13 protein-coding genes and 4 tRNA genes are annotated in these 11,431 nt (G+C 44.1%); 11 read left to right on the top strand and 6 right to left on the bottom strand.

Annotated elements, in window-relative coordinates; translation table 11 throughout:
- From DWX28_RS12710 to DWX28_RS12700, 3 genes are all read left to right on the top strand, one after another.
- A partial coding sequence (locus tag DWX28_RS12710; protein ID WP_118252894.1) for an RNA-guided endonuclease InsQ/TnpB family protein occupies positions 1-354 on the top strand: 354 nt, incomplete at its 5' end.
- 169 nt (positions 355-523) lie between these two features.
- Positions 524-1,003: a pyridoxamine 5'-phosphate oxidase family protein gene (locus DWX28_RS12705; RefSeq protein WP_118252893.1), complete on the top strand. Its 480-nt coding sequence runs from the start codon at positions 524-526 to the stop codon at positions 1,001-1,003.
- Between the two features lie 25 nt (positions 1,004-1,028).
- On the top strand, positions 1,029-1,508 hold the full coding sequence (locus DWX28_RS12700; RefSeq protein WP_118252892.1) for a hypothetical protein: 480 nt from the start codon (positions 1,029-1,031) through the stop codon (positions 1,506-1,508).
- Between the two features lie 75 nt (positions 1,509-1,583).
- On the opposite strand, the gene DWX28_RS12695 is transcribed toward DWX28_RS12700, so the two are convergent.
- Positions 1,584-1,654 (bottom strand) — tRNA-Trp (locus tag DWX28_RS12695).
- 73 nt (positions 1,655-1,727) lie between these two features.
- Positions 1,728-1,815 (bottom strand) — tRNA-Ser (locus DWX28_RS12690).
- A 198-nt stretch (positions 1,816-2,013) separates the two neighbouring features.
- Here DWX28_RS12690 and DWX28_RS12685 point away from each other — a divergent pair.
- From DWX28_RS12685 to DWX28_RS12675, 3 genes are all read left to right on the top strand, one after another.
- Positions 2,014-2,946 carry a serine O-acetyltransferase gene (locus tag DWX28_RS12685; RefSeq protein ID WP_022214418.1) on the top strand — a complete coding sequence of 311 codons (933 nt, stop codon included), beginning with the start codon at positions 2,014-2,016 and terminating at the stop codon, positions 2,944-2,946.
- Between the two features lie 149 nt (positions 2,947-3,095).
- A tRNA-Gly gene (locus DWX28_RS12680) sits at positions 3,096-3,166 on the top strand.
- Between the two features lie 5 nt (positions 3,167-3,171).
- Positions 3,172-3,244: transfer RNA gene (locus tag DWX28_RS12675), tRNA-Gly, on the top strand.
- A gap of 71 nt (positions 3,245-3,315) precedes the next feature.
- Here DWX28_RS12675 and DWX28_RS12670 read toward each other — a convergent pair.
- Both DWX28_RS12670 and DWX28_RS12665 read right to left on the bottom strand, forming a co-directional pair.
- Positions 3,316-3,534 (bottom strand): DUF378 domain-containing protein, encoded by a 219-nt coding sequence (locus DWX28_RS12670; protein ID WP_022214390.1) that lies wholly within the window; start codon positions 3,532-3,534, stop codon positions 3,316-3,318.
- Positions 3,535-3,635: 101 nt separating this feature from the next.
- On the bottom strand, positions 3,636-4,751 hold the full coding sequence (locus DWX28_RS12665; protein ID WP_118252891.1) for a DUF5067 domain-containing protein: 1,116 nt from the start codon (positions 4,749-4,751) through the stop codon (positions 3,636-3,638).
- A 132-nt stretch (positions 4,752-4,883) separates the two neighbouring features.
- Between DWX28_RS12665 and DWX28_RS12660 the strand changes: the two genes are divergently transcribed.
- From DWX28_RS12660 to DWX28_RS12650, 3 genes are all read left to right on the top strand, one after another.
- Complete coding sequence (locus tag DWX28_RS12660) at positions 4,884-5,813, top strand: alpha/beta fold hydrolase (RefSeq protein WP_022214392.1); 930 nt, start codon at positions 4,884-4,886, stop codon at positions 5,811-5,813.
- Positions 5,814-6,088: 275 nt separating this feature from the next.
- Complete coding sequence (gene malQ, locus DWX28_RS12655) at positions 6,089-7,663, top strand: 4-alpha-glucanotransferase (protein ID WP_118252890.1); 1,575 nt, start codon at positions 6,089-6,091, stop codon at positions 7,661-7,663.
- A 30-nt stretch (positions 7,664-7,693) separates the two neighbouring features.
- The gene (locus DWX28_RS12650) at positions 7,694-8,149 is read left to right on the top strand and encodes a hypothetical protein (protein ID WP_022214394.1); all 456 of its coding nucleotides are present in this window, start codon (positions 7,694-7,696) and stop codon (positions 8,147-8,149) included.
- A 40-nt stretch (positions 8,150-8,189) separates the two neighbouring features.
- Here the strand turns inward: DWX28_RS12650 and DWX28_RS12645 are convergent, their stop codons facing one another.
- Positions 8,190-8,720, bottom strand: coding sequence for a VanZ family protein (locus DWX28_RS12645; protein ID WP_118252889.1), 531 nt, complete (start codon positions 8,718-8,720; stop codon positions 8,190-8,192).
- A gap of 181 nt (positions 8,721-8,901) precedes the next feature.
- Between DWX28_RS12645 and thyA the strand changes: the two genes are divergently transcribed.
- Positions 8,902-9,750 carry a thymidylate synthase gene (thyA, locus tag DWX28_RS12640; RefSeq protein WP_022214396.1) on the top strand — a complete coding sequence of 283 codons (849 nt, stop codon included), beginning with the start codon at positions 8,902-8,904 and terminating at the stop codon, positions 9,748-9,750.
- Positions 9,751-9,790: 40 nt separating this feature from the next.
- On the top strand, positions 9,791-10,282 hold the full coding sequence (locus tag DWX28_RS12635; protein WP_118252888.1) for a dihydrofolate reductase: 492 nt from the start codon (positions 9,791-9,793) through the stop codon (positions 10,280-10,282).
- 75 nt (positions 10,283-10,357) lie between these two features.
- Here the strand turns inward: DWX28_RS12635 and DWX28_RS12630 are convergent, their stop codons facing one another.
- Positions 10,358-11,383: a branched-chain amino acid aminotransferase gene (locus DWX28_RS12630; protein ID WP_022214398.1), complete on the bottom strand. Its 1,026-nt coding sequence runs from the start codon at positions 11,381-11,383 to the stop codon at positions 10,358-10,360.
- Positions 11,384-11,431 lie beyond the last annotated feature (48 nt).

Raw genomic sequence — 11,431 nt, 5'->3', positions numbered from 1 at the left:
AGTGCCAGTCTTGCCGAGAGCTTCGATGCAATATGCGTGGAAGATCTGAATCTGAAAGGGATGGCAGGAGGATTTCATCTTGGAAAAGGCGTACATGATAATGGATATGGCCTGTTTCTGTCTATGCTGGAATATAAACTGGAGGAACGCGGGAAGTATCTGATAAAAGTAGATCGATATTTTGCATCAAGTATAAGAAGCAAGATTTGCAGTGCATGTGGAAAGAAAAAAGAAAAATTGTCTTTGTCTGAAAGGATCTATTACTGTGAATGCGGACACAGAATGGACCGTGATGTAAATGCAGAAGTGAACATCATGAATGAGGGAAAAAGAATCTTTGCAGAATGTGCATGACAGCACAATAAAAAGTCCGTAACAGGACTAATAAAAATCGCGGGGCACGCGAGGATAGCTTGTAGATACTTGGCTCAGTAGAGCCATTGAGCAAGAAGCCCCCACTTCAAAATCAAAGATTTAAGTGGTGGGAGCATGTCACACAGAGAAGAATGAGGAGAGAAAAGCAATGTTCAGACCGATTCGAAGAAAGAAAAAAGAAATGGATCTTGATGCTGCGAAAGAACTTTTGCAGTGCAGCAGGCGTGGCGTACTTGCGGTAAATGGAGATGACGGATATCCTTATGCAGTTCCTGTCAATTATTTTTATGACAGAAATGCCGGGAAAATATATTTTCATGGAGCACGTGCCGGATACAAAGTTGATGCCCTGCGCGCCAGTGACAAAGTATGCTTCACCGTTTACGGAAATGAAACCATAAAAGAGGAAGAAGCATGGGCACCGTTTGTGCAAAGTGCGGTTGTATTTGGCAGATGTCATCTGTTAGAAGAAGGCACAGAAGCAACAGAGATTCTTAAGAAAATCGCCAGAAAATACTATCCAAATGAACAGCTGATTGACGAAGAAATCGAACGTTCAGGAAAAGCCGTGCAGCTCTTTGAAATAGACATTGAACATATTAGCGGTAAAGAGATTCAGGAGAAGTGAATGAAATAAAAACTGGGAAGATGCTATGAAGAATAATAAAAAAATCCCTCTGGGATCATTAATTTCCACAATATTAATTGGTGTTTATATGATGTTTTCTCTCTGTGCTGGGATCGGATCTTTATTTCTTGTCAGATATGCTGGAGAGCTTACAACGGTTGGTATGAATCTGGCAACTAACCCTGGAGAAAACGGAGACTACATAAGTGGATATCTTATACTTCCAGGCTCGCTTACAGCATTGCTTGGAGGAATGACGGGAGTTGTAGCCTTTCTGGTGGCAGTAGGGCTTGTTTTATTATTTGTAATATTTCTGATCCTGTTCATATCCTCCATCGTAATGCTGAAAAAGCAAAAGATAAAAGCAGATGCCTGTGTGAAAATAGTAGTCTGCTTTATTCTTTCGATTCTTTCCTGGGTACTGTTCCAGAGCGCATGGATAGCCGTGCTGCTGATAATTCCAGCGGCATTAGGAATGACAGAGTTGTTATTTGATGAAATTTGATACCCTTTGTAATTTACGGAAAATCAAAAACGCTGAAAACCCTTGATTTATAAGGCTTTTCAGCGTTTCCAAGAGCAGGGGATGAGAGAATCGAACTCCCACCAAAGGTTTTGGAGACCCCTATCATACCATTTGACCAATCCCCTATATTATTGGAATAGTTGCAATTTCATCTGCAACAAAATGAATTATAGCAGATAATATTCTGTTTGTCAATAGCGGAGATGGAGGGATTTGAACCCTCGCGCCGGTTGCCCGACCTACCGCATTTCGAGTGCGGACCCTTCAGCCACTTGGGTACATCTCCGAATCTGAAACAGAATGTTCTGACCATGTTCCATTATATAGTCAGATCGCGGAAAGGTCAATTCTTTTTTTGCCGGGAAAAGAATCTTTTGTTGACGCGAAAACAATCCTATAATATGATATAAGGAAAGAAATCCGCAGAGTAGTAATACACCAGGTATTAGCATCTTTGCAGAAATTGCGGAAAGAGGTTAGATTCATGAACAGAAAAAAAGATGTGATTCTCAAAGCTACCGAAGCTTTGACCGAGAATTATAAAAAAGAAGAATTATTTATGCCAAAGAACAACCGTGAGCTTCCAAGCAGGGCAGCGATCATTGATGTTGTCAAGCAGCTTCGTTCAGTTATTTTTCCAGGATACTTCTGGAATGATTCAGCAGCGAAGATCTTCCCGGAGCATTTTGCAGGATATCGCCTGAATGATCTTTATGACATGCTCAAAGGACAGATCGAGATCGCACTTCTGTATGCGAATCCGGAACTTGAGCAGGATGGAGCGCAGGAAGAGGCAGACCGTATCTGTGCAGGATTCTTTGAGCAGCTTCCGGATGTGCAGCAACGTCTTCTGAAGGATGTGCAGGCAGGCTTCGACGGTGACCCGGCGGCCAAGAGTAAGGAAGAAATCATTTCTTCTTATCCAGGTCTGTTTGCAATCTATGTATATCGTCTGGCGCATATTTTATATAAAGAAGAAGTTCCGTATATTCCGAGGATCATGACCGAGTATGCACATGGCAAGACAGGTATCGACATCAACCCGGGCGCAACGATCGGTGACTATTTCTTTATCGACCATGGAACTGGCGTTGTTATCGGTGAGACAACGGAGATCGGATGCAATGTGAAGCTTTATCAGGGTGTGACTCTTGGTGCGCTTTCTACCAGACAGGGACAGCAGCTTGCCAATGTCAAACGTCATCCAACGATCCGCGACAATGTGACGATCTATTCCAATGCATCTGTACTTGGCGGTGAGACTGTGATCGGAGAAAATACGATCATCGGTGGTAACACTTTCATCACAGAATCCATTCCGGCAAACACCAAAGTCAGTGCCAAGAGCCCGGAACTTGTGATCAAGAAATCAAGAAGTGCCGTTTCCAAGACAGATGTCTGGGACTGGGAAAACTAGGGCATTTTATGTATATAAAAACAAGAAAAAATATAAAATAAAAAAAATTGAAAAAATTAAAAAAACCTGTTGACAAATACTGAGTAATAAGATATACTCAATATCGTTGAAGCGAGCGAAATACAAACGCAACGCAAGCACAGCGATATGCGGGTGTAGTTCAATGGTAGAACACCAGCCTTCCAAGCTGGATACGTGGGTTCGATTCCCATCACCCGCTCTTATGCGATAGTGGCGTAGTTGGTAACGCGCGACCTTGCCAAGGTCGAGACCGCGGGTTCGAGCCCCGTCTATCGCTCTTAAGGACTCTGAGAATTCAGAGTCCTTTTCTTTTTGTTCTGTACATCTGAGGGCTGTCAGCATAGATCTTCAGCTGACTTTTTCTTCGCCTGCAGTCGTCATTCCATAGAAAGAAAAAAGATAGAGACCACAGAGACCAACCAGAGCATAGATGATTCTGGAAAGCCAGCTCATACTTCCGAACAGAAGGGCAACGAGGTTCAGATTAAAAAATCCGATCAGCCCCCAGTTCAGAGCTCCGATAATAGAAATCGTCAGTGCAAAACAATTCAGAAATTTATTTCCCATAGATGCTCATCCTTTCCTTGTTGTTGTAATCTTTAGTATCCCAGAAAGCAAAAAAAATATTCGCAGCAAAAATGTACTGCGAATATTTTTTAAAAATTAATTTACTGAACTTTGAGAATCTGAGATGTAACTGTTCCACCGCCAATCGTGAAAGCTTCGCCTGCCTGGATCGTTACGTCGGACTGATCCTTGAGTGTAAATGCCTGGCAGACATTTACAGTCTGTCCTGGATTAACCTCTGCCATGAACTGGTCTACAGCAGTATCATTTTCTGCGAGAATCGCAGCTTCCAGAGCCTGTCCATTCTGTGTTGCCTGAAGATTGACATCTACCATGGCACTGGAAGGTGAACTTCCGTTGTTGGTGTAATCATAGTAGACAAGGATGCAGGAATTTCCGGCATAGTCCTTGGTAACACGGCATTTGGTGTAATGGATAGTGAATTTATCATTGCTCATATCAATAGTGCTGTCAGAAGTTGGCTGTGCATCAAGGTTTCCAGAATCAGAATTTTCAATCTCAGAGAGAGACTGGTGGATCTCATCCTGTACGTTGGTGAAGTTTGCAGACATTACTTTGACAGTTTCTGCATCGAGGGAAACAACTTTCCATTTGCCGTTCGCCTCGATCAGAGGGTAGTCAATATCAACTTCTGTATACTTGTCCTCGACAGAACCGGATTTCTCCTCGAGAAGAGAAGCAAGTTTCTGCTGAGTTTCTTCCTCTGTTATTGTCTCTCCTGCAAATGCAGTGGAAACGATCTGCTTGAGGAATTCTGTGATGGTTTCTTTGTAGATATCAGAACCGTCAATGTATTTGATATGTGCAGTGACAGTTGCTGTTCCGTTCTGGATGTTGAACCTGGTCTTCTTGATCTCGAAACTCATCTTCTGGTTGATGGTCTTGAAGAAGTTGGTGTAAGCAGCGCTTGTGATATCCGCGTTATCCAGTGCAGACATGTCATTGCTCTGCAGAAGTTCCTTCATACCATCAAAGTTCATTGCCTGAACATTTTCGAGATAGTTCTTGGTTGTGGAGATCGGTTTCTGACGTTCCATGAAATAGTATGCTGCCGCTCCGGCGACTGCGAGGATGAGAATGATCAGAAAGACGATCAGTCCGGTTTTCTTTTTTTCCTTTTTGGGAACTTTGATCTCTTCTGTTTCGGTAACAGATGTAGTATCAACAGTTTCCGGTTTATTTTTATTTTTTCGCATTATTGCCTCCTTTTTTTCTATTATAGCAGAGGAGAGCCTTACTTGACAAGGACAATTGCAGGCTCTAAAATTAACCTTAACAACAGAAAGAAAATGAGGGGATTTCTTTTTTACAAAGAGGAGGAAGTGCTTATGGCAAAAAAATACGAAGATTTTTTTCGGTCGGAAGCGGACGGGCTGGAGATCTCAGTCTTGTGTATCTGCCCGGAGGAGAAGCCGTATCGGGCGATCGTTCAGCTTGTTCACGGGATGTGTGAACACAAGGAACGTTACATACCATTTATGGAATATCTTGCAGAACAGGGATTTGTGACCGTGATCCATGACCACAGAGGACATGGAAGGAGTGTCCGTTCCAAAGATGATCTCGGATATATGTACGGTAGCGGAGCAGAGGGAATGCTCAAGGACATTGCGAAAGTAAATCATGACATCCGCAAATATTTCCCGGATCTTCCGCTGATCCTGATGGGACACAGTATGGGCTCGCTGGCAGTGAGGGCTTTTGCAAGTGAACATGATGACTGCCTGGATATGCTGATTGTATGCGGTTCACCGAGCGAAAACAAGGCAAGGATTCTTGGCAAAGCGATCGCAACGGCAGAGGGCAAAGTTCTGGGATATCGTCACAAGAGCCATGTGCTGGAGTCACTTTCTTTCGGTTCCTATGTATGGAAATTCCGAAAGGAAGGCAACAAAAATGCCTGGACCTGTTCAGATCCGGCAGTCTATCAGGCGTACACAGATTCCGAATTGTGCGGATTTACCTTTACAGACGATGCGTACATAGCACTTTTTGACCTTATGAAAAAAGCCTATGACATCCATAAATGGAGCTGCAAAAATCCAAGAATGCCGGTGCTTTTTATCAGCGGAGCCGAGGATCCGTGCCTTGGGAATGTCCGTAAGTTTGCCGGGGCAGTCCATGCGATGAGACGTGCGGGATATCTGGATGTAAAAGGCAAGCTTTATCCGGGAATGCGCCACGAGATCCTGAATGAAAAGGGCAAAGAAAGAGTCTGGAGAGATGTTGTGATCTATATGAAGAAGAAAGGATTCTGATATCCGGTGAATAAAAATCTGTTTTTTTCGAAATCCTAAAAACAAAAACGGAGATGTGGATGTGAGGAAAAAACAGATTTTTATGATACTTTTGCTGGCAGTTTTCCTGACTTTAGCAGGGTGCCACGGTGAGAAACAAAGACAAGAAGAGGAACTGTTTGTAAGACAGGTAAGTGAAGAGGGCGTGTGCTCTCTTTTTTATTTATCTTGACTAAATGGGTATGGTATTGGTATAATGTGTTTTGTGAATATTTACCAGATTTGGAGGAGATAAAATGAGAGCAAGCGGCATTTTAATGGGTATATCCAGTATACCGTCAAAATACGGAATGGGATGTTTTTCAAAGGAAGCCTATGAATTTGTTGATCAACTGGAGCAGGCAGGACAGCAGTACTGGCAGATTCTTCCGTTAGGACCTACTGGATATGGAGATTCTCCTTATCAGTCCGTTTCTACTTTTGCAGGAAATCCGTATTTTATCAATTTGGAGGATCTGATCGAGAAGGGACTTCTGACCAGAGGGGAATGTGAGTCCTGTGACTGGGGTGGAAGCGAGTCTTATGTAGATTATGAAAAGATGTACATGTCCAGATATAAACTTCTTCGCAAAGCATATGAGAGAGCAGATCTTTCCAAGGATGAGGATTATGCAGATTTTCTGAAAGAAGAGCAGAACTGGTTGACAGATTACTGTCTGTTTATGGCGATCAAGAATGACCAGAAGGGTATCTGCTGGATCGACTGGCCGGAAGAACTCAAGGACCGTCATTCCAAAGCAGTCAAAGAAGCAGAGAAAGAGCTTGAAGAGGAGATCGATTTCTATCGTTTCCAGCAGTACTGCTTTACCACACAGTGGAGAAAGCTGAAAGCATACGCAAATGAGAAAGGTATCAGCATCATCGGCGATGTACCGATCTATGTGGCACTGGACAGCTCTGACGCATGGGCAAATCCGGAAATGCTGCAGTTTGACAAGGATCACAACCCGAAATCCGTAGCAGGATGCCCGCCAGATGCATTTTCTACAACAGGACAGCTCTGGGGAAATCCTCTTTACGACTGGAAGAAATTAAAAGCGACAGGATATGACTGGTGGGTGCAGAGAATGCAGCACTGTCTTGAATTATACGATGTAGTGAGGATCGACCATTTCCGTGGCTTTGACGAATATTATGCGATCCCATACGGAGAGACGACCGCACAGAAGGGCAAATGGGAAAAAGGACCTGGAATGGATCTTTTCAATACCCTGAACAAAAAGATCGAGAACCTTCGCGTGATCGCAGAGGATCTTGGATTCCTGACAAAGAGCGTTCTGGAAATGCTCAAAGAAAGCGGCTATCCGGGAATGAAAGTCCTGCAGTTTGCTTTTGACGGAAGTGAGAACAGCTCTTATCTTCCATATAAATATGAACATAACTGCGTTGTCTATACAGGAACCCATGACAACGAGACGACCAAAGGATGGCTGGAAAACCTTCAGGGTCATGACAGAGACTTTGTAAGAGAATACATCAACTGCTATGAAGTACCGGTAAATGACTGTGTATGGGCACTGATCCGTACAGCTCTTGCAAGTGTGGCTGACCTGGCGATCATTCCGATCCAGGATTACCTCTGCCTTGGAAACGAAGCACGTATGAATGTACCGGCAACTTTGGGCGACAACTGGAAATGGAGACTGACCAAAGGACAGATTTCTGATATGACTCTGTATCATATGAGAGAGGTTACAAGAATCTATGGCCGTCTTTACAGAGAGCCGGTTGTTGAAACGGAAGAAGAGACCGAGGCTGACGAAAAAGAAGAATTGAACAATTCTGTAAAAGATGATAAGATAAAAAAATAATTTATTTTTTGCAAGTGAGAGGAGAAGCAGATGGAGGAACAGAACAAGCAGTCTGAACAGGAAACTTCCGGAGCAGAACCAAAGGAGCAGGGGACACCGACAAGAAGTTCCATTATCATGCTTCTTGCAGGTGTGTACCTTTTGTATACAGGGTATAAGCTCTGTAAGGATGTACTGGATGGTGTGAATGGCAGCAGCTGGGGATTTTTTGCAGCGGGAGTCGGATTTCTGATCGTTGGAGTTGTTATGCTGGTGGTTGGCGGCAGAGACCTGATGAAGAAGGACAAGGCGAAGCGTGCAGCAGAAGCCGCAGCACAGGAGCAGATCCAGAAACAGCCGGAACCTGCAGAAGAGAAGAAATCTATGAGCATCGCACAGAGAGCACATCTGGCAGACGGACTTGACAATGAAAACGGAGATGACACAGATGCACAGGAAAGCAGTGTCTCCCTGGAAAAGAAACCAGAGGATGAAAAATCTGAATAAATCCTGTAAAATCACATAAGGATCAAAAATGCCGCAGACTTCAGGATCTGCGGCGTTTTTTACGCTTTTTTACAACTTTTTTCGGAGCATCCGGGTTATGTAAGGTTGACCAGCAGAAAAGCTGGACGAGGATGATCCCAATAAAAGCTCCACAGCTGTCAATGCAGACATCGCGGACAGCAGGGGTACGTCCTCCGACAAAAGACTGGTGGTATTCATCCAGTCCTGAAAATCCCACACAGAAGATCCCGGCGAGAAGAAACAGCCAGAAACCTCTCACGCGGTAAACGTAGAGCGGGAAAGAAATGGCAACAGCCAGAAGGAAATATTCTGTCATATGAGCTGCTTTTCGTACATAGAAGTGGATCTGGTCAGCTTCATAACTTAATTCATCGTAACTTTTTTCCTGGTGCAAAACCTCACTTTTGACCTCGACGATCTTGTAACTGATCTTGTAACTTAATTCCCCGGACACCTCCCCGGTCTGGGCTGAAAATGAAAAGATCAGGTACATCATAAGAAGCGCAGGCAGAAAAGATAAAGGCTTCAGTAATGTAATCAGTATTTTCATGGCACTAATAATAGCATGGAAGGTTCGAAATGTAAAGCCCGGGGAGATGTTACAGGCAGTTTTATCACGAACAAAACGCTGGTAAGAGACAGGGGAATATGCTATACTGAGTAGCAGAATGACGAATAAAAATACTGCTGACAGGGAGCTTTTGTGCGGCAGTATGAAAGGAGAAGTGTAAATGAGTTTAGCAGATGTTACTTTTATCAATATGTGCAAAGATGTAATAGAAAACGGAACCAGTACAGAAGGAGAGAAAGTCCGCCCGGTCTGGGAGGATGGAACTTCCGCGTATACGATCAAGAGATTCGGTGTTGTCAACCGCTATGATCTCCGTAAGGAATTTCCGGCACTGACACTCCGTAAGACAGCACTCAAGAGTGCGATGGACGAGATCTTATGGATCTGGCAGAAGAAATCCAACAATATCCATGACCTTCACAGCCATATCTGGGACAGCTGGGCAGATGAAGACGGCTCCATCGGCAAGGCATATGGTTATCAGCTTGGAGTCAAGCACCAGTACAAAGAAGGTATGATGGATCAGGTAGACCGTGTATTATATGACCTTAAGAACAATCCGTACAGCCGCCGCATCATGACAAATATCTACGTGCATCAGGATCTCCATGAGATGAACCTTTATCCGTGTGCATATTCCATGACATTCAATGTGACCAAGGAACCGGGCAAGGATAAGCTTACATTAAATGCGGTACTGAACCAGCGTTCCCAGGATATCCTGGCGGCAAATAACTGGAATGTATGCCAGTATTCTATCCTTCTGATGATGATCGCGCAGGTTTGCGATATGGAAGCGGGAGAACTGGTCCATGTGATTGCAGACTGTCATATTTATGACCGTCATGTACCGGTCATCAAGGAACTGATCAGCCGTACACCATATCCGGCACCGACTGTGAAACTGAATCCGGAGATCAAAGATTTCTATGATTTTACAACGGATGACCTAATCGTAGAAAACTATCAGACCTGGCCGCAGATCAAGAACATTCCGATCGCGATCTGATCGTCAGAAGAAACCAATAAAAACAGAAGGGGATTTTAACATGAATATTATCGTAGCAGCAGACAAAAACTGGGCCATCGGCAAAGATAACAAACTTCTTGTAAGCATCCCGGCAGACATGAAGATGTTCCGCCAGGAGACAACAGGCAAAGTCGTTGTCATGGGGCGCAAGACACTGGAAAGCTTTCCAAACGGACTTCCGCTCAAGAACAGAACCAATATTGTTCTTACCGGAAATAAAGATTACAAGGTAAAAGATGCTATCATCGTTCATACGATCGAGGAACTTCTGGAGGAAATTAAGAAATATCCGTCCGATCAGGTATACTGCATCGGTGGAGACAGTGTGTACAAACAGCTCCTTCCATACTGTGACACTGCACATGTGACCAAGATCGATTTTGCATACGAAGCAGACAGCTACTTCCCGAATCTTGACGAGATGCCGGAGTGGAAAGTGACTGCAGAAAGCGATGAGCAGACATATTTTGACCTGGAATATACATTTGTGAAATATGAGAGAGTAAAATAGGACAGTAAATTTCATAACAGAGCAAAAAACAAGGTGTGGAAAATTCTCCACACCTTGTCTGATCTAACGGGTAAATTATTCGATAACTTTGATCCATCCTTCTGGAGCTTCGATGCGTCCCATCTGGATACCTGTCAGTGTCTCGTACAGTTTCTTGGTTGTCGGTCCCATTTCTTCCATTCCACTTGGGAAATAGATTTCTTTGTCGTGGTCAACGATCTTGCCAACTGGAGAGATAACTGCAGCAGTTCCGCAAAGTCCGCATTCTGCGAAGTCTTTGACTTCATCCAGATATACTTCACGTTCCTCAACTTTGAGTCCGAGATAATGTTCAGCAACATAGATCAGGGAACGACGTGTGATGGATGGAAGGATGCTGTTGGACTTCGGTGTTACAACAGTGCCGTCTTTGGTTACGAAGATGAAGTTTGCTCCACCTGTCTCCTCAACTTTGGTTCTTGTTGCGGAGTCAAGGTACATGTTCTCATCGTATCCCTGACGATGTGCATCCATGATCGCATGAAGGCTCATTGCGTAGTTAAGGCCAGCTTTGATGTGTCCTGTTCCATGCGGTGCAGCACGGTCAAAGTCTGTGACACGGATCGTGATCGGCTTTGCGCCACCCTTGAAGTATGGTCCTACTGGTGTGGTCAGGATACGGAACTGATATTCATCAGCCGGTTTAACACCGATAACCGGGTTGCTTCCGAACATGTACGGACGTACATACAGGGTTGCACCTGAGCCGTATGGCGGTACGTAAGCTTCGTTTGCTTTGATGGTCTTGACAACGGCATCTACAAAACGATCCTCCGGGAATACTGGCATTTCCAGTCTTCTTGCGGAGTTTGCAAGACGCTCTGCGTTGAGGTCAGGACGGAAAGTAACGATATGTCCGTCTTCTGTTGTATAGGCTTTCATGCCTTCGAATACAGTCTGTGCATACTGGAAAACACAGGCACATTCATTCAGTACTACATTCGGGTCTGTGGTCAGTTCTCCTTCATCCCATTTGCCATCCTTGAAGTTGGCAACATAACGATAATCTGTCGGGATATAGCCGAATCCTATGCTGCCCCAGTCAATGTTCTTTTTTTCCATAATATATATTCCTCCATTTCGTATGGCTGTCGTTGTTACTGTTCATTC

It is taken from the genome of Blautia sp. AF19-10LB (assembly GCF_003461245.1).
Classification (GTDB): Bacteria; Bacillota; Clostridia; order Lachnospirales; family Lachnospiraceae; genus Blautia_A; species Blautia_A intestinihominis.
This window is presented reverse-complemented; position numbering and strand designations above follow the sequence as displayed.